The organism is Psychrobacter sp. 5A.1, from assembly GCF_030407455.1.
GTDB lineage: Bacteria > Pseudomonadota > Gammaproteobacteria > Pseudomonadales > Moraxellaceae > Psychrobacter.
In genome coordinates this window covers 1-26136 of sequence record NZ_JASDDJ010000004.1, presented here as the reverse complement: position 1 = coordinate 26136, position 26136 = coordinate 1, and the positions used below count along the sequence as shown (strand labels likewise).

Annotated in this window: 20 protein-coding genes and 3 tRNA genes; 22 read left to right on the top strand and 1 reads right to left on the bottom strand. The window is 41.4% G+C overall.

Going from position 1 to position 26136, the window contains the following annotated elements; translation table 11 throughout:
- Positions 1–91: 91 nt before the first annotated feature.
- The gene (locus tag QL982_RS01505) at positions 92–829 is read right to left on the bottom strand and encodes a DUF4442 domain-containing protein (protein ID WP_290163605.1); all 738 of its coding nucleotides are present in this window, start codon (positions 827–829) and stop codon (positions 92–94) included.
- Between the two features lie 279 nt (positions 830–1108).
- Between QL982_RS01505 and QL982_RS01500 the strand changes: the two genes are divergently transcribed.
- The 22 genes from QL982_RS01500 (at position 1109) to QL982_RS14520 (ending at position 25847) form a co-directional block, all read left to right on the top strand.
- Positions 1109–2596: an AAA family ATPase gene (locus QL982_RS01500; RefSeq protein WP_290163607.1), complete on the top strand. Its 1488-nt coding sequence runs from the start codon at positions 1109–1111 to the stop codon at positions 2594–2596.
- A gap of 102 nt (positions 2597–2698) precedes the next feature.
- Positions 2699–4102 (top strand): hypothetical protein, encoded by a 1404-nt coding sequence (locus QL982_RS01495; protein ID WP_290163609.1) that lies wholly within the window; start codon positions 2699–2701, stop codon positions 4100–4102.
- 234 nt (positions 4103–4336) lie between these two features.
- Positions 4337–4413, top strand: a tRNA-Pro gene (locus QL982_RS01490).
- A gap of 108 nt (positions 4414–4521) precedes the next feature.
- Positions 4522–4598: transfer RNA gene (locus tag QL982_RS01485), tRNA-Arg, on the top strand.
- 41 nt (positions 4599–4639) lie between these two features.
- Positions 4640–4715 (top strand) — tRNA-His (locus QL982_RS01480).
- Between the two features lie 388 nt (positions 4716–5103).
- Complete coding sequence (locus tag QL982_RS01475) at positions 5104–6165, top strand: hypothetical protein (protein ID WP_290163612.1); 1062 nt, start codon at positions 5104–5106, stop codon at positions 6163–6165.
- A gap of 69 nt (positions 6166–6234) precedes the next feature.
- Positions 6235–7437: a type II secretion system inner membrane protein GspF gene (gene gspF / locus QL982_RS01470; RefSeq protein WP_290163614.1), complete on the top strand. Its 1203-nt coding sequence runs from the start codon at positions 6235–6237 to the stop codon at positions 7435–7437.
- A gap of 519 nt (positions 7438–7956) precedes the next feature.
- Positions 7957–8382: a type II secretion system major pseudopilin GspG gene (gspG, locus tag QL982_RS01465; protein ID WP_290163627.1), complete on the top strand. Its 426-nt coding sequence runs from the start codon at positions 7957–7959 to the stop codon at positions 8380–8382.
- A 245-nt stretch (positions 8383–8627) separates the two neighbouring features.
- Complete coding sequence (locus QL982_RS01460) at positions 8628–9176, top strand: protein-disulfide reductase DsbD domain-containing protein (protein WP_290163617.1); 549 nt, start codon at positions 8628–8630, stop codon at positions 9174–9176.
- A 47-nt stretch (positions 9177–9223) separates the two neighbouring features.
- Positions 9224–11356 carry a protein-disulfide reductase DsbD domain-containing protein gene (locus QL982_RS01455; protein ID WP_290163620.1) on the top strand — a complete coding sequence of 711 codons (2133 nt, stop codon included), beginning with the start codon at positions 9224–9226 and terminating at the stop codon, positions 11354–11356.
- 805 nt (positions 11357–12161) lie between these two features.
- Positions 12162–13652 carry a phospholipase A gene (locus QL982_RS01450; protein ID WP_290165987.1) on the top strand — a complete coding sequence of 497 codons (1491 nt, stop codon included), beginning with the start codon at positions 12162–12164 and terminating at the stop codon, positions 13650–13652.
- Between the two features lie 57 nt (positions 13653–13709).
- Complete coding sequence (locus QL982_RS01445; RefSeq protein WP_290165985.1) at positions 13710–14534, top strand: ComF family protein; 825 nt, start codon at positions 13710–13712, stop codon at positions 14532–14534.
- Between the two features lie 513 nt (positions 14535–15047).
- Complete coding sequence (locus QL982_RS01440; RefSeq protein WP_290165189.1) at positions 15048–15533, top strand: prepilin-type N-terminal cleavage/methylation domain-containing protein; 486 nt, start codon at positions 15048–15050, stop codon at positions 15531–15533.
- Positions 15527–16222 (top strand): type IV pilus modification protein PilV, encoded by a 696-nt coding sequence (gene pilV, locus QL982_RS01435; RefSeq protein WP_290165186.1) that lies wholly within the window; start codon positions 15527–15529, stop codon positions 16220–16222. Before QL982_RS01440 ends, pilV begins: the two co-directional genes overlap by 7 nt.
- The gene (locus tag QL982_RS01430; protein ID WP_290165184.1) at positions 16222–17163 is read left to right on the top strand and encodes a PilW family protein; all 942 of its coding nucleotides are present in this window, start codon (positions 16222–16224) and stop codon (positions 17161–17163) included. Before pilV ends, QL982_RS01430 begins: the two co-directional genes overlap by 1 nt.
- Positions 17164–17191: 28 nt before the next feature.
- Positions 17192–18022, top strand: coding sequence for a pilus assembly protein PilX (locus QL982_RS01425; RefSeq protein WP_290165182.1), 831 nt, complete (start codon positions 17192–17194; stop codon positions 18020–18022).
- A 90-nt stretch (positions 18023–18112) separates the two neighbouring features.
- Complete coding sequence (locus QL982_RS01420; protein ID WP_290190129.1) at positions 18113–21883, top strand: PilC/PilY family type IV pilus protein; 3771 nt, start codon at positions 18113–18115, stop codon at positions 21881–21883.
- Between the two features lie 112 nt (positions 21884–21995).
- Positions 21996–22580, top strand: coding sequence for a prepilin-type N-terminal cleavage/methylation domain-containing protein (locus QL982_RS01415; protein ID WP_290165179.1), 585 nt, complete (start codon positions 21996–21998; stop codon positions 22578–22580).
- On the top strand, positions 22580–23038 hold the full coding sequence (locus tag QL982_RS01410) for a type IV pilin protein (RefSeq protein WP_290165177.1): 459 nt from the start codon (positions 22580–22582) through the stop codon (positions 23036–23038). Before QL982_RS01415 ends, QL982_RS01410 begins: the two co-directional genes overlap by 1 nt.
- A 315-nt stretch (positions 23039–23353) precedes the next feature.
- Positions 23354–23779: a pilin gene (locus tag QL982_RS01405; protein WP_290190128.1), complete on the top strand. Its 426-nt coding sequence runs from the start codon at positions 23354–23356 to the stop codon at positions 23777–23779.
- Between the two features lie 92 nt (positions 23780–23871).
- Positions 23872–25635 (top strand): O-antigen ligase family protein, encoded by a 1764-nt coding sequence (locus tag QL982_RS01400; RefSeq protein WP_290190127.1) that lies wholly within the window; start codon positions 23872–23874, stop codon positions 25633–25635.
- Positions 25636–25697: 62 nt separating this feature from the next.
- Positions 25698–25847 carry a type II secretion system protein gene (locus QL982_RS14520; protein WP_356644629.1) on the top strand — a complete coding sequence of 50 codons (150 nt, stop codon included), beginning with the start codon at positions 25698–25700 and terminating at the stop codon, positions 25845–25847.
- Positions 25848–26136: the final 289 nt, after the last annotated feature.

Here is a 26136-nt window from a genome sequence, read left to right as displayed (position 1 = left end):
ATTTGTTTGTTATCAATTTTTTATTAACTGGGGCGTGTTGAATCTTCACAAATAGTCCCTGTCAGTGCCATGGTCGAATGTTCAACGCGCCCTACTTATCATCACTATTATTTTGAGTAGATGGCTCATCACTTTCTGCGACGGTTGCTTCGGCTTCTGTCTCATTTTCGGTTTCAATTTCTGCCATTTTTTCAGTCGCTTTACCTTGGCGGCGTGCTTCTAGCTCCGCTTTTGGTATCCATGCCCATGTCATTTCAACCACAATTGGGTCGCGATCACTGTCAGATTCACGATCATTGATGACACAAGGGATAATCATTTCACCTTTTGGGGTGTTTAAGATATCTAAACGTTGCTCATCAGACAGGCTTGCCACAGCGGCAATTTGACCTTTTTTGATGGGGCGATGGAAATTCACCGAGTAAGACTTAATCAGTAGAATGCGATCAGAAGGCAGGTTCAAACCCAAAATAAAACCAGTTGCCGTTTCGGCCAGCAAGGTGATGGCAACCGCATGAATAGAACCAATGTGGTTTTGGACGGCTTTATTATTGTTGAGACTGACGACGACTTGATTTGGTTCTACCGTTTCATAATAGATGCCCGTTGTGCCGACATATGGGACGACCTTGCCAAAGGCTTTGGACAGAATACTTGAGCGTGCGCCCGCTGGTAGATACTTGGTGACTGATAGTAATTTAGTAAATTGATTGCTGATGGGTTTTAGGGTACTACTGGGCTTTTCAACGGGTGATCTTGTACTGTCAGATACTTTGGCTGGCAGCTTATTGGTCAGCTTGGCGGGTAGTTTTTTTAATAATCCTGACATACAAAGTTCCTTAATGTATATGGGTTGAAAGACATTCTTGGCATGATTTTATGATAGCGACAAAAGTTGTGTATGATGAAAGTTGCCATCAACACTATGGTACATTAACCATCGCCTTCCTAGTATTATTAGCATGAACTGCTGCGCTTACAAAACAATAGTAGCGTAATTATGTTGCTGGGCTATGTCATTACATGATTTCATTAACAAGTATGAACTGCTATTACCAACAGACCCTATACGTTTTATTTTATAAATTTTTTGATGCTGGATGACGCTATGCCTGATATGTCTACTCACGAACCGACCAATCTTATTTATACAGGCGTTGCTGGTACGGGTAAAACCTATCGCTTGCTACAAATCGCGAAGCAATATACCGATCATCTGCCCAAAATGGACGATGAAGATTTATTAGGACAGCTGTTGCAAGGTTTGAGTTGGCGTGAGGTTGTATGCTTGATATTTTTAGATTTTCAATCAAAAAAGCAAGACTTGGTCAAAGTGCCAGAGCTAGTTAACCATGAGTTTTTTACCAAAAAAGCAACGCAAAATGATCGAGAAAAAAACTTAAGCAATACGGCTTGGTCTGTACTGCAAATGCATTGTTCCATCACATCAGAAACAGTCAGCTATAAAAACCGCGCTAGCCAAGCTTATTTTGATAAAGACAATAGTGGGGCATGGTATTTATTGCCTGAGAGTATGGGGCTACTACAAGACTTGTCGCAGGAATTAGCAGAGTTTCAGCAGGCGCAGCATGACAACCAACACCATCACAATCAAATGCTTGGTCAACAGCGTTTTAGTATGGTGAGCTTCCATCAAGCCTATGGTTATGAAGAGTTTGTAGAAGGTATACGGCCTGTCATGAGTGGTGCTGCACAAGCAAATAACAGCCCTTCTAATCAAACTCAAATGAGTTACGCGGTGCAAGATGGAGCGTTTTTAAAGCTATGCCAACGTGCCGCCCGTGACCCTCAGCAGCGTTATGCCATGCTGATTGATGAAATTAACCGTGCCAATGTCTCACGGGTGTTTGGTGAGCTTCTTAGTTTGATTGAGCCTGATAAACGTGCGGGCAAGCCGAATGCTATGACAGTAAATTTGGCGTATTCTGGGCGTGCTTTTAGTGTTCCCGCCAACGTTGATATCTATGCCACTATGAATACCCAAGATCACTCTTTAGCGCCACTTGATATGGCGTTACGTCGACGTTTTCGCTTTATTGATTGTCCGCCACAGCCTGATTTATTGTCAATTATTGTTGATGCCAGTAGTGACAGCAGCGATGATAACACCAGCGCGACTGACCGTTCAGAAGCTGCTACGATAGACTTGAGTAAATTGCTAAGTGGCCTGAACAGGCGTATCGCACAGACGCTCGGAGTAGAAGCGCAGTTAGGCCATGCGTTTTTGTTCACAGTCAGTCGATTAGAGCAATTGCAAACAGCGCTCATCGAACAAATCATCCCGCAGTTGGCTCAGGCAGCGGGCGGCCAAGTTGCTGTCTTACAGTATATTTTTGGGGATGACCAGCAGCCGACAAACAAGCAGTTTATACAGGACAGTCAAGCGCTGATAAATGACGGCTTGCCTCATTCGATGGATAATCAAAACAATGGCTCTGCTCAACATTCAATGTTTGCAGGGCAGGGTTCTTTTCTCAGCCAATCCATGAACATGGGCAGTTATACTATCAATGCAGATCTTATTGCCAATAGCGGTGAGTTTAATAACGCCGTGCTCTACCAGCGTTTATATTAGCAAGGTGGCTGATTAGTGATCACCAATAATCGACATTACACTAACGCTCAGTGTATTAGTGCAGATAGCCTTCAGAATCGTAGACCTGACGGTAATATCGCCATGGCAAATGTCATCACAGTGTTTGAGCATCAGCGTCTGACCGTGCATGATTTTTTGCATGCGTCTGACTTCGATTGGCTGCTGGCACAAGAGCTTGCCGTATTTACGATCAAGCGTAAGCAAGGCCAGTGGCAACTTAAGGTCGGCCATTATATCGGGATTATTCTACTGCCTAGTGGCACGACGCTTGAGCTATTGCCAAAGCTGAATAAATCTACTCAGAATAACGATATCGTCCAAACCCGTTACTGGGTGCAAGGCATGCTATTGGATTTGGCGCGCCTTGATACACCTAAAAAAAATAAACTGCCCAATACAAAAAACGTCGGTCAATTCAGCTCGAAGTCAGTGCCTTTACCGCTAGAAGTGCTGCCTCTATCAGACTGGCTCATCACACAGTTTTTACAGCGCTTGATGTATTATCAACCAACCAAACACTATCAGACGCAAATCAACAACCAGACAGCCTTACAGGGGCGATTGCTCATTAAAGAGCAGCTACGCCAGAACAATACGCAACCGCATAAATTCGTCTGTGAAAGCAGTTTGTTGAGTCATGACATGTTGGCCAATCGGTTGATTAAAAGTGCATTGGTGTACTTGACGCCTTTATTGTCCAAATCGACGTTTTCGCACCTATTTCAGCCATGGCAGCCGCTATCTATGCTGACTCATCGTGAGCTGCCGCAGCTAGAGCTCATCTATGCTCAAGCAAAACGCCAGCTAGATGCTCAGCCGCTTCAAAAGCAAAAATTACATGCCGCGCAGCAGTTAGTAGATTTGGCATACTGGTTATTAAAACAGACAGACACTGCGACAGGTAATGGCATTGCTCCAGCCAACCAAACGCCCTCTCAGCTGAGACTGTGTTTGCTGATTGATATGAATCAAGCTTTTGAGCAATGGGCAAGTCAGCGTATCGCGTCGATGTTTCAGCAATTAAGCGACAATTACCGTCCTTTTTATCAGACCCAACGTGTCTGGCTAAACGATGCCGCAGGACAAGCATGCTTATCTATACGACCTGACTTGCTGATATATAAAACTGCTGCTGATGATAGTGGCCAAAATCAGAAAGATACTGTGGTTATTGAAACCAAAGCAAAAGGTCGCTACAGCCATGTCATCGATATTAAATGGAAATATTTACCGCATGCCGCTGCTATTAGTGCAAGCGACGCTTATCAATTGACCAGCTATGCACAGGCTTACCAAGCAGAGCAAGTCTGGTTGGTTTATCCTGTACAAGGTGATGAGAGACAACCGATAGCACTTAGTCAACGGTCTCTGAATGGTCAAGATATTGATAATAATATGAATTCTGCTCAGTTATGGCTCATACCATTTAATGTCTTTACTGGAACGATAAACGAGCGCTTGTGTTCGGCCTTGAATCGAGTATAATGGCGCTATCGATGGTTAGCGCCGTCGTAGGAAAGACTTTTTGTTTAAGCTGTTTTGATGAAAAGTAGGTGTTTTTGAAATAATTTAGAAATTTTTTAAATTAATCAAAAATAAGTGTTGACACTACCACCGTTTCCGCTTAATATGTGCACCTCGATAGCGAGGAACATTAACGAGTTAGCAGTATTTCTGATAACAAGTTAAGCAACAAACTATCGTGATAATAGAAATTTTCGGAGTGTGGCGCAGTTTGGTAGCGCATCTGGTTTGGGACCAGAGGGTCGTAGGTTCGAATCCTATCACTCCGACCATCTATTTTTAAGAGCCTTACAGGCTTTTTTTTATGTATAATAGTTTGGTTTTTGATATAATAAAAATTATATTGTAAACTGGTTTTAATATATAAAAGTCCTCTAAGAGCGCCTGTAGCTCAGCTGGATAGAGCATCTCCCTTCTAAGGAGGTGGCCGCAGGTTCGAATCCTGCCAGGCGCACCATTTAGCCTGCAAATCTTGCCTATTCTTTGGCAATAGTTATGGCGGTTGTAGCTCAGTTGGTAGAGCCCCGGGTTGTGATCTCGGTTGTCGTGGGTTCGAGTCCCATCAGTCGCCCCATATTTTTTCTGTATGACCTCTGCATATATCCTTTCTTAATGTAAAACTTATATAAGTAATAGCACTCGCCCTTGATGGCGTTTTTTTATGCCTGTTTGATTTTCATTGTTTGCATTATTCTTATGAAACGAAAAGCGTTAAGGTTACCCATGTATCCTTAGCGCTTTTTTTGCTTTGTGAATAACCATTATCTATAGGAGCAAGATGTCAAACTCTCTGCTCACGCTATTTTAGTTAAGTACAGCTGACAACGAGTCTGTGTTCAGGTACTATGGGTTGATGAGTCGTCGAGGTAGAAGCGTTTGTTTTTTAGCGCGTGATACGTCCTTGTATGATAGATATATAAAAGGATCTAGACGATGTTTATTTTCGCTGCTGATGGTATGTTATGACTGAACCGACCGCAAAGCTAAGTGCGGGAAGCAATAGCCGACAAGACGCTACTGCCACTGCTAAAAAAGAAAGTAATGTTAATAAAAACACTGCTATAGATCACTCGCATGTCGGCAAAACTGCGCCGAAAGATACTATAGTAGCGACACCTGACAAAGCGGCATTACTGACGATGTTTACCTTGTCAGATGCCAATGAAACCGCCACGGAAGCCATCGCAGCGGAGTCGTCTGATACACTTACAGCCACTGCAAAAACTGCGGCGCAAGAATCAAGTATTGCTGCACAGCGTGTTGCGCTTTATCATACTCAACATGAACGCACTCGATTGTTATACATGGCGTCGGCCAATACGCGTCCCACTTATTTAGTACAAACCCTCAAGCTGCAATTCGCAGAATATCAGCAATACTTACTCGCTCAGCAGCTCGATAAGCGCGGGCTGATGGATGTTGATACGCTTGAAAGACTCTGGCATCAGCTGCATGTGGTTGATGATGTTATTGCAGATATCGTGCGTCATATGCCAGCGCAGCAGCCAGCTGGTTGGCAGCTTACTACTCAAGATGGGCGAAACCCGCTATGCTTTGCTACAGTGGGTAAGCTAAAACACGGCAAGCCAATTCGTGATCAAGGCAGTCTCAACAGCTACGTACTTGGTCACTTTGGTGTGAGTAGTTTTACCTATGATCGAGGCTATTACATCGGCCATGTGGTTGGCTATTTATTCAGTTGTTATTATTGTGCGCACCTGTCGATAAGCTATGGCGTCACAGCACTTGGGCAGCAAGTAGTCGCTGACTATGATTATGCTAGCCTTGAAACCCCGCATATGGTCCGGCTATTACAGGGTTTAGATGGTTATTGCAAAAAACGCATCTATCAGCTGGCCGTTATCTGTGCGCGATTGAGCGTTTTTGCCAGTGATAAACGTATTGAGAGAATGCTGATTGCGGAAGTTAATGATTTTGATAAAAAACTACAGCAGCAGCATTTGGATGTCTTATTATTACAAGGCTTGATGCCTGATAGTAATGACTCGACACCGCTTTTTTAAGTGCTGACCCTTTTGTTAAGCCATAAACTATAATTATCTATCTGTGAGTTTCTTAGGATATCTGCTGCTATGCCTGCTTATCATTTTAAAGCGCTTGATGACCACGGTGGTGTCCAAAAAGGCTTGCTAGAAGGGGATTCTGCGCGGCAGGTTCGCCAGCAGCTGCGTGATAAGCAATGGACACCCGTTGAAGTCCATCCTGTCAATGACCGGCAGAGTCAGAGCAAAAACCGCTACAAAAAACCGTCTGCATACGAGTTGGCATTGTTGACACGTCAGTTATCTGTATTACTGGCAGCGGGTATCCCACTCGAAGAAACCTTGGCAGCGGTCGCCAAACAATCGCCAAAGACTCATATTAAATCGCTGATGCTTGCGGTACGCTCACATGTCTTAGAAGGACTGAGCTTAGCGCGTGCGCTACAACAAGCCGCTAGCTTTCCACCGTTATATATCGCTACGATTGCGGCAGGCGAAAAATCTGGTCATCTTGACCTTATCCTCAATCAGCTAGCAGACTATACCGAAAACCGATTTGCCCTCCAAAAGAAAATCCAAGGGGCAATGGTCTATCCGATTGTCCTTATGGTGATGGCGATTGGTGTGATTATGGGGCTAATGAGCTTTGTGGTGCCCAAAATTGTCAAAGTCTTTGAGCAGTCTGAGCAAGCGCTACCTCTGATTACCCAGATCGTCCTCACGCTATCGAATATCATTACTCAGTGGTGGTGGTTGATGCTGTTGGTATTGGCAGGGACGGCACTGTTATTCTATCGTTTCGCCCAAACGCAAGCAGGTAAATTGGCGATTGATAGCGTGGTGCTTAGACTACCGATACTAGCCCGATTATCCAAAGGGCTGAATGCTGCACGTTTTGCCAGTACCCTTGCGATACTAGTACGCTCAGGAGTGCCGTTGATTGAGGCACTACATATTGGTGCTGCAGTAGCGACCAATTTACATATTCAAAAAACCATTATCACCGCTGCCGATAGGGTCACGGAAGGCTCTAGTTTGTCTAGCCAACTAGAAAAGTCTACTTATTTTCCACCGATGATGGTGCAAATGATTAAAAGTGGTGAAAACTCAGGCGAGCTTGAAAACATGCTCAGCCGTGCTGCCAACATGCAGGAAGCGGAAGCAACCAATTTTATCAGTACTTTGCTGTCATTACTTGAGCCATTGATGCTGGTGCTGATGGGCATGGTGGTGATGGTTATCGTGATGGCGGTCATGCTGCCAATCGTCAATATGAACGATTTAGCTGGCTAAGGCATGGTTCGAGCTGATCGTTCATTGAATACCTACAGCCAGTTACCGCTATTTTCTACGCTGCCACCCGACATTGTCCTTATCTTATTCATATTGTCCTGCTTGCTAAATCTTGCGTTAGCTTTCTTAAGGTTTGCTTACTGTTGTATATTGTTGACTGGGCAGCATTTTTGCTATGGTAAATACATGCTCCGCGCTATAGTGAACGCGGATCAAAAGCCATAAATTTGGTGTCTACCATCATTTATAATTGACTGACACGGTGATCGAATCGCAATGCTGGATAAAAATAAAATCATGGTTTATAGTGATGATGGTTTCAAAGCTCATTGATACACCATGAATGAGTGCCACTAAAACGCCACTTTTACTATTTGCATAACTGTGATGACCAAAGCGATGACTATGACTGACAAACTCCAAGTAAATACGATCCCAAAAAATGCTATTCAGGATACCCAATCTCATTCAACAATAATAAACGACCATAAGAAGGACTCCTCATTTGTGTATCGTGGTTTGCCGAAAAAGTCAGGCCAAGCAGGGTTTACCCTTATTGAGATTATGGTTGTCATCGTGATCCTCGCCATTCTTGCTGGTTTAGTGGTGCCAAAAGTAGTCGGGCAAAGCGATAAAGCTCGCATCAAAACGACTGAAACCGCACTTGCCACAGTCTCAAACGCGCTGGATATGTATAAAGTTGATAATTCACGCTATCCGACCACCGCTCAAGGTTTAGAGGCGCTTACAACACCACCTGCGGATGCAAAAAACTATCCTGAAGGTGGTTATATTAAAGGTGGCTACCCAACTGATGGTTGGGAAAATGAGATGCAATATGTTGCACCAGGCGGTGAAGGGCGACCTTATGACTTATTTTCATTAGGTGCAGATGGTCAACAAGGCGGTGAAGGTCAAGATACTGATCTTTATGCTCAGCTATAAAGCTTAATAACATACGTATAAAGAACAAATTCTGATATTGATATCGCTTTGTAGAATGAAACATTCGTTCATCGATGCATGTCCAATAACTTATAAATATCAACCAATAATCTTTTATTGGTTGATATTTTTTATCAGTAGATAAACTACCTACTGTCCAATACAAGTTTGATAGTCAGTGCTATAAATATATCTAAGCGCTCGGTAACACAGTCATCGCAAACTGCAATTAAAGGTAATCATCTATGTCGATCCAACAGTTTAATAAATACTTTTCTAAAAACCTTTATAAATTGGTTTTAACCGTCGCAAGTACTTCATTAGCAACTGTCTTGTCAATGACATCGGTCAGTGCGCAAGCGGCAGGACTAAACGACTTATTTAACAATAATGGCTCGTCAAAATCGAAATTCTTACCAGTTGATGACGCTTTTCAGGTCGTCAGTAGTACCAAAGCGACTTCCAAAGGCACACGACTATCTATCAACTTTGATATCACACCAGGGCATTACGTCTACAAAGATCAGCTCACTTTAAGCTTTCCTAAAGGGATAAAAGCGACACCGTTTACCTTTAATCAGGCACCAGTATCAATCGATGATCCGACCTTTGGTCAGGTTCCTGTATTTACGCAAAGGAGCGTCATCGCAACCACGATACTGACTACCAGCAACGGTAAAGGAGCCAAAAACGCCCCTATTATTATTGGTTGGCAAGGGTGTGCAAAAGCTGGACTGTGCTATCCACCAGAAAAAGTCAAAACCAAGATAAACATTGCTGCGACACGCAAATAAATATTGAGTAGGTCGATTCAGTTATCGGTAATAATAGGTAGTCATTCATGCCCATCAAGACATTACGAAAATCCCTATCGCTCACTGGTAGTACTCGTCCAAGAAAGTCGTATCCCTTAGCACTTGCTATCGCTAGTGGTTTGCTGCTTACAGGTTTGTCAGCGACATCAACAACGGTACAAGCCGCAGGGTTGAGTGATCTTTTTGGCAACAGTGACAGCACATCAAAGTCAAAATTCTTGCCAGTAGATCAAGCGTTTCAGGTCAGTGCTAGCAGTACCCCTGCCAAATCTGGCACAGGGTTATCAATTAATTTTGATATCACGCCTGAGCATTATGTTTATAAAAAACAAATCAAACTCTCGCTACCCGCTGGCGTGACGGCTGCACCTTTTACCTTTAGCCAGACACCATATTCGATAGATGATCCGACATTTGGCAAAGTACTGGTGTTTGACCAAGCAAATATGGTCGCTACCACCACACTGACGAATAATAGTGGCAAGAATATAGATAGTGCCGCTATCGTCGTTGGCTGGCAGGGCTGTGCAAAAGCAGGACTGTGCTATCCACCTGAAAAGATTAATACGACTGTCGATATTGCAGCTGCATCGACGCAGGTATCAGCAGATAGTGAGAGTAGTGCGAGCTCGACCGATTCAGAGAATAGTGCTACGGCGACACCAGAGGAAGCAAGCTCAACAGCTCTTGATAATACTTTGCCAGATGCAGAGCAAGCACTGACAGATGATGGTGCTATTGATTATGATTTAATTGATGATAGCGCTGTCGAGTATGACTCTTTAGAGGGCAGTGCTGCGACAAATTCGCTTTCTGGGGCAGATAGCAACGTCGCGGGCGAGGTGACCAATAGTGGCAATCCGTCAACCAATAGCTTTGTCGATGGCGATCCTTTTGGTTTGGCTTCTCACCCTTGGCTGGCATTGGTTTTATTATTTCTAGCAGGCTTAGGCTTGGCTTTGACACCATGTGTCCTACCGATGTTGCCTATTGTGGCCAATATCGTGGCACGTGAACAAAACCCAACGGTCAAACGCGGTGTCATTTTGACCACCAGTTACGCGATTGGTGTGGCGACTGCTTATGGTATTTTGGGCGCAATCATCGCAGTATTTGGTGAGTCATTAGGTATTATTGGTTGGCTGCAAAACCCTATTATTCTCATTAGCTTTGCTATCGTCTTTATCTTGCTTGCGCTATATATGCTGGGCTTGTTCAGTGTGCGACTACCTCAAGTGCTTAGTCGAAAAATGCAAGGCTTAAGCCAAGCAGGTGACAGCAAGCTTGGTAGTACGGGCGGTAGTTTAATCGCTGGCTTTTTATCAGCGTTAGTCGTGTCCCCTTGTGTGTCCGCGCCACTATTTGGTGCATTATTGGCGGTCTCTACCATCGGTAGTCCATCGCTCGGTTTTGCGGCTTTGTTTATGCTCGGCTTTGGCTTATCGGCGCCACTTATTCTCATTGGTGCCACCCAAGGCAAGATCATGCCAAAGGCAGGCGAATGGATGAATTGGGTCAAGCAAGGCTTTGCTTTATTACTGTTCGCCGTCGCATTATTATTGATTGAACGCGTCTTTATATCACCTGTCATGCTCATGGTATGGGCGTTATGGTTTATGGTTGTGGCCACATGGGCGTGGAGCTGGTTGGGTAAAGGTCGCATGTTGACTCAAGCAATGGCTCTCATCGCTGGTATTTGGGCAGCTTGTTTGATAGTTGGGGCTGCATTAGGGAATGATGATAGCTTACATCCATTGGCTTCATTGAGTGCCGCGCCGATGATGGTACAGTCGGCTGCTGGTCAAGGGATAGATAACAATGGCGCAACCGATGAGATTATCATCACGCTTGCAGAGCTAGATGCCATTGTCGCAGCCAATCCGAATGTCATTGTCGATCTGACAGCAGAGTGGTGTATTGAGTGCCGCATTATGGACAAGAACCTGTTTCACAATCGCCCCGTACAGATGCAAGATTGGCAATTGGTGAGACTGGATATCACAGAAACGACAGCAGACTCCAAGGCTGTTCTGTCACGCTATAAACTGTTTGGCCCACCAGCATTACTGTATTACCAAAATGGTCAGTTAGTGAATCAGCAAGTTGGTGAAATTGGTCGTTCAGAATTTGAGCAAACCTTGACAGCCCTAAGCAATTGATGTCTAGGGCATGTCCTCAATTCAAACGAGTGTCATCTAACTGGGCTAAAGCTTGCCAAACATCGTCAAATAGTTGGTTAGGGTCTGTTGAACATTCAAATGTGGTGCTGGCAGTCACTATTTTTTAGACAATATGCAGTGAAATTTTTGACGCCTAGTCATTCTAGGTTAAACAATTTCGCCATATATTGGCAGAAAATAGTACTGCCCTGAAAGGCTGATGCTAAAATCACCCCAAACGTTGTTGCAATCCTAATTAAGGTCTCGACATTATCGTCGGCTTGCGCCTAATTTGGTGCAATTTTAGCAATCAGCAGCCCTAATATTTGAATGTTCAACAGACCCTAATATCCCGATATTATTATCGACACTATTTTTCTTGTTTGACGGCAATTTATCTCCACTTGTGAAATGAGGACACACCCTAATACTTAAACGTTTAAAAAAATATTTCGTCAATATTCGATACGCCCCAATTGCAGAAGGAAAGTCAGTGTACCAGAGTGCGGTATGCTGGCTTTTTTAGTCGCCCTAGACTCATTCGATAATATATTATCTAAGTAATTGTTTTATTAATTATTATGCCAATGGCTGCTTGTTTTAACCATCGATAAAGCTAGTATAGTGCCTATATTTTCATTACAATAAAGTAACAATGCAGAAGGGGCGCTAAATCTTATATTTATGGTTTCCCGTATCTGCGGTTTACTGATATTTTCATTTTATTTTAGCGATACCGCTAATGGCTATATTAATTATCTCATATACTCTGCTGGCGCCAATGCCAGTTAGATAAAGGACACTTATGTTTGCCCACATCACTACTCAGCGTCAACTACCACGTACCAATGCAATGAGTCGTCAGGCCAATAGTCACCAACAGGCAATTTATCAGGGTACGCACACGCATCTGCGTATTGCAGTTGCTATCGCTTTGAGCTGTACCGCGATACAAGTACAAGCTGCTGATGAGTCTCAGACTTATAATGAATTGCCAGTACCAGAAACTGCATTTGAATATGAAGATTATGACACGTCGCTGGGTGTTGATGAGACGTCAATAGACTCGAATGGCACTGCCACAAATCGCAAAGTGATTAGCAAAGAGTTTGTTGCTCAGCAAGCCAAGTTTTTTGCTGAATGTACCCAAGTTCAGTCCAGTGCTGCGCGACTGGCCTGTTTTGACAAAGTCGCTGAACAAGGAAAAACGCCGAGTTACACCTCGACCAAACAACCAGTCGATTTGGCAAAAACCTTTCAAAGTACGATCTCAGGTAATCCAAAAGTAATATTAGCTGAAGCTGAAACGACGATGAGTGGTACAACGGTCGAAGATGCAGATACTATCTTGGTGACCAATCAGCAATTCGCAGAAAGCAAATTGAAAGCGGATAGCAGTGTAGAGGTGAGTACTGAAACGAAGAGTGAGGCGCAGATTTTAGAAAGTGTAGGCGTCACTCAAACAGATATCGAAAAATATTCACCACTCAGCTTGTCTTATGATCTTGATAAAAACAGTGAGCGTGGTACTTGGACGGTAAGACCCTACCGACCGACCTATCTGTTGCCATTGTTTTATACCTTGGATCCCAATTTAAATCCAGGGACACCAACGCAGATAACAGACCCTCTTGATTCTAATGATATACGTGAGACCGAACTAAAATTTCAGCTGTCTCTAAAGACAAAAGTTGCAGAAGATTTATTCGATACCAATGCTGATTTATGGTTTGGCTATACCCAAGAGTCGCATTGGCAAGTTTATAACGAAGACAACTCACGACCATTCCGTGCGACTGATTATCAGCCTGAGATATTTTTGACGCAACCCGTGACTGCCAGCTTACCTTTTGGTGGCCGTCTGCGTATGCTGGGCGCTGGTGCTGTGCATCAATCGAATGGACAGGATGATCCACTATCACGTTCATGGAACCGTGCGTATCTAATGGCGGGTGCAGAGTGGGGTAGGTTGTCAGTCATACCGCGTATATGGACTCGAGTGAATAATGAGAATAGTAGCGATGATGATAACCCAGATATCGAAGACTACATGGGTTATGGTGACATCAAATTCTTGTATGACTTACCTAATGAAAATAGCATTAGTGGCACCTTGCGTTATAATCCAAGTACCAATAAAGGCGCTGCCCAAATCGATTATATCTATCCATTGTCGGAGAATGTCAAGGGTATGGTGCAGCTATTCCAAGGGTATGGTGAGTCTATTGTTGATTACAATCACGAAAGTACTTCGATCGGTTTTGGTATCGTGCTTAATGATTGGAAAGGGCTTTGATTTGGAAAGGGCTTAATATAGGCGATTTTTACTATGATTTATGACAAGTAATAGTCGATGCGCGGTTTAGCGCCGTATCAAACAGGACTGTGGCTGGCAGAGTATATAGACATACGTTGCCAGCTATGCCGTATCTATCGTAGCATGCCCCAATCCCAACTACTCAAGCATCATTCACTATCCAGTTTAAATGATGTATCTGCAGAGACCGCTTCACAGACACACTCATTGCTTACTATTCTTCGTCATCAAACAACTAACCGTTTAAGTAGTGGTTTATTTTGTGCTCACTGTCACAATAGTATGAATTGGCTACCTAAACCCTTCAATGTGGATATTGCTGCTGGTATATCCCTACCTATTCAAGCTTCTACTTACTACGAATATCCGATGCGACAAGCTATCAGAGCTTTTAAACATCATGAAGATATGACCAAATTGCCGTTATTGTTACATACAATACGTCAGCTGCCACGTCCACATGGCTGCCATAATAATAATAGTGTGATTGTTGCTATGCCAACGACCAATCAACGATTGATCAAACGTGGGTTTGATCCTGTCAGTATTTTATCCGCCCAGCTGTCTAAGCATTGGCGTATACCATTGTGGCACGGCGTCAAACGTGTTGATGATACTGTCAGTCAGCAAGGACTCACACGTGCCGAACGCCTTAGTAACTTAAACAATGCTTTTGCTCTCATCGAAACGCCTCCTGTAAAGCGTTTACTGTTGTTTGACGATGTGTCTACCACAGGTGCGAGCTTACAGGCATTAGCCCGAGCATTTATTTCACCTGAAAAACCCGCAACCGTAAATATTCATAGCGACACTAATTATCAGATTTCTGCCTATGCGTTAGCACATGGTAGCCAATCGTGAATATAGTTTATCTTTGCTAGGGCGTGTCCTCCATTCAATCGAGCATCAGCTAAATGAGCTAAAAATAGCTAAATTTTGCCAGATGGTTGGTTGATATCTCGATATTATCTGCGCTACTTTACCCGTTTGACGGCAATTGGTCTCATCTTTATCAGCATTCTTGAAATGAGGACACGGCCTAGTAGTATCTAATATATTGCTAATATGTTTCTTTAGCGCTATATTATTAAAATAATATATATTTATTTGTTAGTAATAGCGGCAATAGTATGGCTATTTCTCAATAAAGCCATTCACAGAAATGACATTTTCTAAATAGCTTGCACTATTGCTACCGCTATTATTATTTTTATGCAAAACATTTGTCAAATTTCATGGAACGAAAATTGCATATAATTAAAGAAATGAATATAAAAAAATCGTGGAAATAAACCAAAAATAAAATACTACTAACCACGTTTAATCAGATCCAGCCAAAAAATAGATAATTGCAGTTTTAAATAGGAATACGATGTGAACGCATCTACATATAATCTACCACTCAAGTTACGAACCACCAGCTCAGGATTTACCCTGATTGAATTAATGGTCACGATTGCTGTGCTTGCTATTATTGTAGGTATTGCAACACCTAGTATTAATAGCCAGCTTGCAAATCAGCGTGTCAAATCCACAACAGCCACTCTTGCGAATGCGTTAAAAGAAGCTAAAAACGAAAGTTTGATTCGCCGTCAATCTATTACTTTAAGCTATGACAATAATAGCAACCCTAAAATGATAAACATTACTGATGCAGATGCAGGAAAAATAGCAAGCTATCGTTATGATAGTAAAAGCATTATTAAATCTTCCAAAACCAGTATTGATTTTGAGCCTAGCAAGCGTGTTGATGCAGCAATTACCTATACTGTGTGTGATAAAAATACATCGATTGTGCCTAGACAGGTTAATGTCAGTAAGCTTGCTAATATCAATATTAAGGCGGGAGTCTCATGCTAACAAATAGATTAACTCATCAGCGCGGTGTTGGTTTGATAGAGGTGTTAGTTGCCGTATTACTATTGTCTGTTGCAGTATTAGGTTTTAGTGCATTACAAGTACGAGCCATTAGCGCAACAGATGAAAGTCTTGTACGAACTAAGTCTCTAACGGTGGTTCGCAACTTGGCTGAAGTAATGCGTGCTTATCCAGAGGCTTACGTCACTGTTAGTGGCACGGCTTTTACTAGTGCTGCTTCAGATGCGTCGGGTGCAGTGCCAACGATACAAGCAGTCATGAGCAGCCCAGCCACTGATACGGTTACTGTCTCTAGCAAAAAAATCAAGGCTGACGGAACGGTTGTTACAGATACTAAAACAATTAGTATTTTAGCTTCGGGTGCCAACTGTCTCTCCACAGAGGTTGAAACAGTCGGTGCCAAAAAAATTCCAAAACAGCCTTGTAGTATTGATCAACTTGCCGCTAGAGATACATTGATGGTCAAAAAAATAGCGGCTGATGAAGAGATTAAACTTGCTATCACGACATGCCCAGGTACATCTACAGCCGCTATTCAGCAGCAGATGTGTATCATTACTGCATGGAGCGATACAAAAGCTGTTATGAGTGATAGTGATACGTATGCTTGTGCGACAAGTAATGGGGTGTATAAAACTGGCAGTCACTGTCTGATATCGGAGGCTTACTAATGATTGAGCAAAACAACACCATTCATCATCAGCCTAACGGTTATCCCTCAGCGGTATCGGGCTTTACGCTTATTGAGCTTATGATTTCTTTAGTATTAGGCCTACTTATTTCAGCTGCAGTAATACAGGTATATTTGATCAATACACGTACGATCACAGTACAACAGAGTGCCTCAGAAGTGCAAGATAGTGCTATTTTCGCCATGCAATCACTAGAAGAGCATATTCGCATTACTAACTTAGGCAACCCAATTACTAGTATTAGTGATAAAACTAATCATGGTGGTGTGGTTTTGACGAAAAATAATTTAGGTAGCAGTAATGCTACTGACGCTCAATATTTTACGGCTAGTACTGGCAGCACAGATTGGACAGGGTTATCTAATATAGACGGTGTTGGCAGTGATCAACTAACCATCCAATACAAAAATATTACTTCAAATATACTATATGATTGTGAAGGGAGCAAAATTGACGCCAACAGTAAAGATTGGGTGGTAGAACGCTATTTCATACGTTTATCTGGTAGTACAGCAGGAGAGCTTGCATTAGCTTGTGATGCTGGACGCGTTAAGGATAATGGCGTTATTACTTCTGCCTTTACTGGAAATGGAGAAATTGTTGTATCTGCGATCGAACAGTTCAAAGTACTACTAGGCACTCAGACTGGTGTGGATGAATTAACTTACCTTCCCGCTAAAACATACTTAGAGTTGACAGATAAACCGGCGATTACTACTGTTAAAATAGGTGTTATTGTCCGTAGTGACACGCCTTTAATAGCAGATGCTGATAAAGAAACATTTACCCTTCTTGGTAAAGAGCAAACACTAAAGGCTGATAGTACACGTAAAAAATACTATCGTCGTGGTTATGAGTCAACCGTTTTGTTACGCAATGCTCGTGTAATGGCTTTGACGGGCGTCTCGGCTAGTAAATAGTTGTGCATCATCATAAGAAGAGAATAATATGCCAAATACTCAGCAATCTCATTATCCAAAAGTGTCTTTATCTGGTCAGCACGGCGCAGTATTGATCGTAGTATTACTGTTTTTAGTGTTGATCATACTAGCTGGCGCCATCGCTGTTAAGCAAAGTACGACTGACTTGCGACTAGCTACCAGTGATCAAATTAATACCTTACTATTACAATCAGCAGATAATGCCAATCAGAATATTGAACAAAGCATCAATGGCAGCAGCAATGCCAGTATTTATAAAGATATGTTGTCACGTAGTGGCCCGTTCGGGCATTTTATCTTAGATACCAGTAGCACTAACCACGAGTATATTTTTTGTTTTCGTCCTCGTAATCTGTTCTTTGATATCAATAAGACAACGATTACGGTACCTGGTAGTGGCAATATACTAGGTGCTGATAAAGGCTACTGTAACCCTGCTAAGTCTGCTGATTATATTAGTGAGCGTAATGCCAGTATGGCTCAGGTGAATATATCATTGACACCACCAAGTGCTAGCAACGAATCATTTGGTAGTTATACGATTGGTCAAGACAGCGGTACAATCTCAAGCCAAGCATTTATGTTTGACATCAACAGCACTTCCATATTACCTGCTTATGCTGACCCAAAGGTCAATGGTAAAGATTGTTTTGAGCAAACCAGTAAAATCGATAGTGTTAGTAATAAAGAAAATACTATTGGTGGCTGCATGATAAAAGCTGGTGTGCCCAGTAAAGTTTTGTATGAACAAGCTAATGTAGAAAATAAATCAGAACGGACGCAGTGTGTTGATTTTGGTAAAGGCAGTGGCCTACGTTGTACGCTTCCCTCTACTTGATACTAGCAATTATTTTATAAACAAAAATCTGTGCAGCTGATCATTGAAAGATGGTTAGAAAACTGAATTGACACATATAAGGAATAGGTCATGCAACATGTATATAGAAAAAGGTCTAATCGACAGTCATGGCCTATCAAAGCTCTAGCGGTAGCAGTAGTCATGGGACTGACAGGTACCATGACTCAAGCAGCTAATGTAAATAGAAAGCCCATCGGTGACTTGGAAATCTATGCACCTGCTAAACCAGGTACGGCATCCATTTTTATGATGCTTGATACCTCAGGTAGTATGGGTAGTTATGATCGTAGCTGTTGGGGAAGCAAGAGCGAAAGAGATGATAAAGAAATCCGATTAGTTATCTATGAGCGAAAAAAAGATGCTAATGAAGCTGATGGATTACTAAGAGATGAGAATGGCAATACTGTTTTGGATTTTACTAAACCTTATGCACAGCTCACGTATAAACCATATGGCTGTACTGATAGAGGTGATCGTAGCAAAATAGCCACTGATCGGATGACACGCCTTAAGATGGCTATTATAGAGTTAGTAGCTGATAGGGTTTACAACGTACAAGATAATAGCTTGAAGGATGCAGGTTCACTACCCGATGATTATAGCATTGGTATGGGTAACTATAGTCGTAATGGTGATGGTACAAGAGCCGTCATTCTAACACCTACCCGTGAATTGACAGCTGCTCAGCGAGTGGAGCTGATTAGAACAGTCGGAGGCTTAACGGCGGGTGGAGGTACGCCGACTTCGCATGCACTAGCAGAGTCTGGTGCTTATATGATGGGTACTACTACGAAAGGTAATAGAAATAATACTTGGTGGAGTGGCTTTGATTATTCAGATGACAGCACAAAGAATAGTGATAATTATATATCACCATTAAGCGATAAAGAATGTAGTGGTAATGGTATCTACCTATTGACAGATGGCGAGCCTAATGGAAGTAATGACTCTAGATCAAAGCAAATCATGAATAACACATTGTCCTACTCATCTTCTTTATCGGTGGGTAGCTGTAATGGTTTATCTGGTGGTAGCAATAGTGGTGCTTGGGGTTGTATGGCAGACTACGCTGCGCTACTGCGTAATACTGCTAACAACCCAAAAGGATTATCCATTAAGACTGCTACTGTCGGATTCGGTAAGGCGTTTGATGGTTTGACAGGCAGCCGTAGTATCATTATTAATGGTAAGCCTAAAGAAGTGACGGATTGTGACAGTGGTAATGTTAATGACAATATCCGAAACCTCTGTAAACTCGGTGAACGTAAAGGTGACGATGAGGTTAAAACCTTTGGTGACGGCGGTTTTTACTATACCGAAGAGTCAGCAGATATTGCTGCGAGTATCGTTGATTTTGCCTCAGGATTGGTACAGATAATCAGCACTGCACCTTCAGGTACTATTACTATTCCAGAAGATCCTTATCGCGCTGCAAATCAACTACCATATGCCTATCTACCGATGCTTGATCCCAATATTGCTTCAGCAGCAAGTACTTGGGGAGGCAATCTTAAGAAATATGAACTAGATAAAGGTACGTTATTTGGTAATAACAGCAAACTGCTTTACAAAGATGTTGCTGGTAACCTCGATGAAAAAACTCAAGATTTATGGCAAACCTCTGATTTTAAAGTAGAGGGCGATATAGCCAACAATAATATTACTGCTGGTGGTGTTTATGCGCAATTGCGTACACCAAGCTCAAATCTTGGTAGTGTCCGTAGCCTTTATGTTGAGGACTCTATTTCGAGTAGTAATAAAACAACGATTTTGCGCAAATTGAGTGTTGATAGTAGCGGTAAACCCCAAGGGTTTGACAAGTTAGTAGATACCGTAGCCTATAGTCAGCTGAACCAACGCCGCTTACTGAGTTTTTTAGGTTTTAATAATGTATTAACCAATGATGGACAGCCTACCTCAGCGACCGAGGTAAAAAATTTAGTACTGACTCGTCCGGTAAATGAAACAAAAGTGTTGGGCGGTGTTGTACATTCTAAACCTGAAGCGATCTCTTATAGTGCTACTTTAGATGATAATGGGCGTATCACTGATACTCGCGATGACTATGTTTTATTTGGTTCTATGGATGGCGCTTTACATCTGGTTGACGCTGATGATGGCAAAGAAGAAGTGGCTATCATCCCGAAATATATGTTGACTGCACAACCAGAAGCGTTAGTAGATGGTTCTATCAGAGATAGGGTGGGTGAACCTTACTTTGGTGTTGATGCTCCATGGTTAGTGACTACAGATTACAGTTTTGATTTACCTGGAAAACAGGTAAGAGTAGAGGAAGTAGCAGGTAAGAAAGGTATGTTCGCCTATGGTGGTCTGAGAATGGGTGGCGACGCTTTTTATGGGATGAATATTAGTAAAAAATCTGAACCAAAAATGCTATTTACCATTACTAAAGCAGGCCTTAATTCAAGCACAGCTACTAAATCTAACACCGTGGGTTTCGAACGTTTAGGTCAAGTTTGGAATAAACCAACAGCAGCCAAAATTCGTATGAGTAAGGATGCTGACCCTATCAATGTATTAGTATTTGGTGGTGGTTATGATATGCAATATGAAGATGATAGCTATGTACCAACAGCTAGTGCTCCTGCGAAAGGTAATGCCATTTATATGATCAATGCTCAAACAGGTGAGCTGTTATGGTCAACTAGTGGTGAGTCAGGCGGTACCAAAAATACCAAAACCGATAAGATGATCAATAGTATGGTCGGCGGTATCACTGTGCTTGATAGAGACAACGATGGTCTTATGGATCATTTGTATGCCGCTGATTTAGGTGGACAAGTATTCCGTGCCGACTTTGAAAATGCCCGTCCCGAAAAGTATGGCTTTACTGAAGTTACTAGTTTCTCTAATAAGCGTATTACGCGAGTACTGAATGCTGCGCCTAGTACTGAAGCATTCAAAAAATATGCTTATCGTTTCTATGAACGCCCTATTATTAGTTTTTATCGCAATGAAGGTATTAGTGGGCAGACGGTTACCAACAACGGCAAGCTCTTTGCTTTAGTCAATGTTATTTCAGGCAATCGTAGTGCTCCTTTATCTACTTTACGTAACAATAATGCTTATGCCAACCGTGTCTATGGCATTATTGATAGCGATATTACCCATGCTGATTTATACAAAAACGGATTTACGCCTGCTGTGCAAAATATAACAGAAGGTGAATTGGTTAATTTAGCGACTACGCTTGGTGCTACCCCTTCTGAAGCGGAAAAAGAGGCTGCCAAGGTAAATATGATTAAGGGAAGTAAACAGGGTTGGTATTATCCCTTAACAAGGTTCGATGGATATAATAATGTTAGGTACAATAAAGGTGTGGGTGATAGTGCCGTCATCAACAACTTGTTATATACCACTGTCTATAATCCTGATAAGCAATACGGTACAGTGGCTAGCTGTGCGGCTAAGATATCGGGTGGTTCAGAGCGTCAGTTATATTGCCTACCTTATGGTATTTGTATGAATGATCCATCAGGTACAGGTACAGGTACAGGTACAGGTACAGGTTCATTATCAGGAACGGGTGGCTATATACCTGCTGGCCAAGGTCTTCAGGAGCTGACTCTTGGTGCATATGACAAAGACAATACAGACATAAAAGTATTGATAGGTACAACGACCATTGTTGAACGTATAAAAGCCGCTAATCGTGCGGGCTATGGTGTGGATGGTAGTAAGAATGAAAGCAATATGAAGGATTTATATCCAGGAGAACAGAATCGTCCTACACAAGCCAATGGCGATGGTACGGCTGCTGAGTTCTTATTCAATGAACGCTATACCTTACAGCCGCGAGCATGGTATGAAAGAAAATAACAGCGTTAGTACGGTGGTATAACAATAGTTGTATACACAAGCTTGCTAGGTACTACCTTTAGGGTAATTAAGAATAAATGACTCTACTTGCACTTATAATAGGACACCGTGTATGACCAAGTCGCGCATCAATAGGACAGTAAGTACGGCAGCGCATAGCGGTGTGCGAGGCTTTACGCTTATAGAGCTGATGATTGTTGTTTTTATTATCAGCATACTTGCTGCCGTCGCTGTTCCAAATTACCGCCAATATGTCATTTTAAATGCTGAGCGTGATGTGCAAGCAAAAATGTTGCAGACACAGATGGAGCTTGAGCGTTGGCGTTCAAGAGCGCTAAGCTACCAAGGTTTTCAACCCCGAGTCATTGGTAATAATAATACAGTGACTTACCGCTATGATGAAAATGACAATACGACTATCTATGTACCAGATGGTAGTGATGCAAGCAGCTATCGTTATAAAATTCAGCTCGTTGACGGTGGTGACACGAGTAAATCTCTTGTGGCGACTACGTCAGCTGAGAATGTAGATAGCATCACTGGTCGCCAATGGAAAATGCTAGCGACACCTAATAGTTCAGGAGTTACGAAAGGTGCCGATTACATCGTATTAACCAGCACTGGTCTACAGTGTCAAAATATAAACAGCATCGATATTGCAGCGGTTGACTGTGGCACTGGACAGGAGAACTGGTAATGTCGGTAAACCTTAATAAATACAATGCAGTAGGGATAAATAAGTTTCTACGTCAGAATGGCTTTACGCTTGTAGAGGTCATGATTGTGGTTGCTATCATTGGTGTGTTAGCGGCAATAGCCTATCCAAACTATCAGCAATACATCATCAAATCCAAACGTACTGACATGATGAGTGAGATGCATAATATTGCATCACAAATACAAAGTCGCAAGCTAGTGCAAGGCACTTATAATAATACTCTCATTACAGGCTTGGGCGGTGATTATCCCAAACAAGGTAACGCGATCTATACCATCAGTTTTACCCCTGATCCGCTTACATCAGAGTGGCGCATTATTGCCACGCCAAAAATGGATGGTCAAATGGCTAATGATGGGACGCTAAGTCTCAACTTTCAAAATAATAAGTGTCGAGGTAGTATTTGTGGAACTGGAAAAGATTGGAACGAAAAGTAGTAAAAGGTAAATATAGACTGACAAAAATTGTCAATAATGTTTACCTTTTACTACCCATAATGGGTTAATTGACAATTTTCAGTAGCTTAAGCGTAACATTAATTGTCAAATGTAATAGTATTAAACTTAATAAACAGCTTTGAATAGCAAATTTTAATATAAATTGAATAATTTTTAAGAAAACGAGTATTAATTATTATTTGGCATATTATATGCAACATTTATGATAAGACGACTTCTCGTTAAATTATGGACAGATAAATCTTGATGAATATCAGATGTTCTGTCTTCGTACTATCTTAATAAGGAATGATTATGAACACTGCTCAAAAAGGTTTTACCTTAATCGAACTAATGATCGTTATCGCTATCATCGGTATTCTAGCTGCGATCGCACTACCTGCTTATCAAGACTATACTAAGCGTGCACGTGTTAGCGAAGCATTAAGCTTAGCTGGTGGTGCTAAAACTGCCGTTACTGAATTCTATTCATCTAACAATGTATGGCCTGCAAATAACGCTTCAGCAGGTTTGCCTACTGACACTGATATCAGCGGCAATTCTGTTACAAGTGTCACAGTAGCTACTGGTAAAATTACCGTAGTTGTGAATGATAAAATACAGAAAGGTACTACTAATAATACAGTTGTTTTATCGCCATCAGCTAATGCTGGAAGCGTAGAGTGGAGTTGTACAGGCAGCACTCTAGATGATAAATTCTTACCTTCAGAGTGCCGTTAATATTTAAATATAAATAATATTTGAGTATGAAGAGGAGAGCTTATAAGCTCTCCTTTTTTATGCCGTTAAATACCTCAATAAAGATAATCACTATGCTCACTTTCAAAAATATAACCTCGAATCTTGAAGTTTGGCTGATACTGATTGTTTTTGATGTCTATGCATTTGGGACGGCAACAACGCAACATTACTTGCCCAGTCAAATAGATTTTATTCCTAATATTACGGTTATAGGGCTGTTATGTTTAGGGCTTATTGTCTTACTCACAAAAGTTAGAATACATAAAGTCGGAATAGATAGCTTGTTTTGGCTATTATTGTTTCTGCTTGTTTTGATTCAGCCTTTTTTTATTGATTATGCTTATTTAGATGGTGTAATTTTCCCTTTAGCAACTATTTTGGTATGTTTTATCCTATCGGTTATTGTTAATAATACGGATGATAAGTCTAAGCTGATTTATTATTCAGCTTTTGGGTTCACTGCGGTTGCCTTACTTAACACTGTTTTCCAGCTATTACAGTATGCCAATGTGTCTGATGACCTTTGGTTTGTGATGACCATGCAAGGTAACCGGTTTTTTGGTAATGTCGGTCAACCCAATCAGTTAGCATTTATTTATGCTTTAGGGATTGTTGCTTGTCATTATCTTCTTATTAAGGCTGAATATAAGCGCGGTATATTGATATTCATGGCGTTAGCTATTCTAAATATTGGCTTAGCCTTAACGAGCAGTCGTGGTGGCTTAATATTGGGACTGGCTTCATTCTTAATATATGTATTGAACGTTAAAAGAGGGTATAGCTTTAAACTATTTTTCACCGCTGCAAGCGTGTCAATAGTAGGGTTTTCGCTAGGTTCTTATTTATTAACCATTCATAGCTTATATGGTTCTAAAGATGCTTTGACTAGACTAGCAACAGGCGATAACTATGCTCGAATAGAGCTGATTCAGCAAGCTTGGGTGCAATTTTTACATCATCCGCTACTGGGTGTAGGTTTTGGCAATTTGTTGGCGGATAGCTTAGAACATATTGAACAAGTTGAGTGGTTTGTTTTCAATATCCATAGTCATAATATTATTATGCAGTTTGCCGCTGAGTTTGGACTGCTAGGATTAGCACTACTGGCTATGGTAGCTTTTATAGTTTTTCGGTCTTATTGGCAGTTACGTAGTTTAGAATCAAGCTTCATTTTCGTTTCATTAGTCATCGTAGCGCTTTATTCTTTAAGTGAATACCCATTGTGGTACACGCGATATCTAATAATCGCTGTATTTCTGTTGGCAGTTATCAATCGTAAAACTATAAAAACAAATATTGATTTAAATAAGCTATTTGTTGCGATCACTGCTCTATGCATTGTAGGAAGTATTTTTTATTATCAGTCTTATAAAGAATATCACCGAGTTAATACTTATTTCAAATACTATGATTCTTTAGATAGCGATACATTAACAGTAAATGAAATGCAGGAAGTTGCTAAAATTCAGCAGCAGATGTTAATAGAATTACCTTCGATCTTTGGTTTTTCGGCTTATAAAGAATTTTTTATTTATCATTTGCTTCCTAAGGACAATTTAGAGTTAGAAGAGCGTATCAATCTTGGCAATAGGGTATTAACGAAATTTTTATCACATGATATTTTATTAAAACAAGCTCTATATTTTGGCTTGAATAATCAACCAAAACAAGCGCTTCATTTGTACCAGGGAGCTTGTCTGCTAGATCATAGTAAAAGCTGTGAGGTTGTCAGTTTGCATGTTAATGAGCTTGCAAATAACTATCAACAGTTTGAGGATATTCGCCAAGATTACAATGGATGGGTGAAGGATAATCAAAGTAAGATTATAAAATGATAAAGGACTTTTTTGGCACAACCTCTGCACCTATAGAACTATTAAATTAAGAAAGTCTTTTTATGAGAGCTCCTTCAGTTTGCTACTATAGTCATAGAAAACCACCATTATCATGGGCTCATTCTAGTGAGCAATCTGGTTTTATCTTAATTGAGATTATGATAGTAATGACTATAATTGGTATCTTACTTGCAATTATTTATCAGACTTAAGTTGATTAAAAGCAATTAATGACTATTAATCAAGAGATTAATCAGTTTCGCCTCCAGTCTCAGACCTTAATAGGCGATGGTGCAGAATTGACAAATTTTAGCCCCAACAGGCTTAACATGTTAGAGTCGAGAAAATATTGTGCTTTTAGTGTTATTGTGCCTACGACAGCTCAAAATACGGTTAATGCAGTGGTTTGCGATATTAAAAATTTGGTGGTGTTCTAAAAAGTATGCTGTCATCAGACATAACCATAGTTAATATAAAAGAATACCAGATCGAATACTTTAA

Bases quoted from the DNA above. Each gene is read 5' to 3' on its own strand.
- QL982_RS01495 (WP_290163609.1), top strand. From the start codon at position 2,699: ATGGCAAATGTCATCACAGTGTTTGAGCATCAGCGTCTGACCGTGCAT.
- QL982_RS01460 (WP_290163617.1), top strand. From the start codon at position 8,628: ATGTCGATCCAACAGTTTAATAAATACTTTTCTAAAAACCTTTATAAA.
- QL982_RS01445 (WP_290165985.1), top strand. From the start codon at position 13,710: ATGCGCGGTTTAGCGCCGTATCAAACAGGACTGTGGCTGGCAGAGTAT.
- QL982_RS01410 (WP_290165177.1), top strand. From the start codon at position 22,580: ATGTCGGTAAACCTTAATAAATACAATGCAGTAGGGATAAATAAGTTT.
- QL982_RS01455 (WP_290163620.1), top strand. From the start codon at position 9,224: ATGCCCATCAAGACATTACGAAAATCCCTATCGCTCACTGGTAGTACT.
- QL982_RS01415 (WP_290165179.1), top strand. From the start codon at position 21,996: ATGACCAAGTCGCGCATCAATAGGACAGTAAGTACGGCAGCGCATAGC.
- QL982_RS01500 (WP_290163607.1), top strand. From the start codon at position 1,109: ATGCCTGATATGTCTACTCACGAACCGACCAATCTTATTTATACAGGC.
- QL982_RS01420 (WP_290190129.1), top strand. From the start codon at position 18,113: ATGCAACATGTATATAGAAAAAGGTCTAATCGACAGTCATGGCCTATC.
- QL982_RS01475 (WP_290163612.1), top strand. From the start codon at position 5,104: ATGACTGAACCGACCGCAAAGCTAAGTGCGGGAAGCAATAGCCGACAA.
- QL982_RS01505 (WP_290163605.1), bottom strand. From the start codon at position 829: ATGTCAGGATTATTAAAAAAACTACCCGCCAAGCTGACCAATAAGCTG.
- QL982_RS14520 (WP_356644629.1), top strand. From the start codon at position 25,698: ATGAGAGCTCCTTCAGTTTGCTACTATAGTCATAGAAAACCACCATTA.
- QL982_RS01400 (WP_290190127.1), top strand. From the start codon at position 23,872: ATGCTCACTTTCAAAAATATAACCTCGAATCTTGAAGTTTGGCTGATA.
- QL982_RS01425 (WP_290165182.1), top strand. From the start codon at position 17,192: ATGCCAAATACTCAGCAATCTCATTATCCAAAAGTGTCTTTATCTGGT.
- gspF (WP_290163614.1), top strand. From the start codon at position 6,235: ATGCCTGCTTATCATTTTAAAGCGCTTGATGACCACGGTGGTGTCCAA.
- QL982_RS01430 (WP_290165184.1), top strand. From the start codon at position 16,222: ATGATTGAGCAAAACAACACCATTCATCATCAGCCTAACGGTTATCCC.
- QL982_RS01450 (WP_290165987.1), top strand. From the start codon at position 12,162: ATGTTTGCCCACATCACTACTCAGCGTCAACTACCACGTACCAATGCA.
- QL982_RS01405 (WP_290190128.1), top strand. From the start codon at position 23,354: ATGAACACTGCTCAAAAAGGTTTTACCTTAATCGAACTAATGATCGTT.
- pilV (WP_290165186.1), top strand. From the start codon at position 15,527: ATGCTAACAAATAGATTAACTCATCAGCGCGGTGTTGGTTTGATAGAG.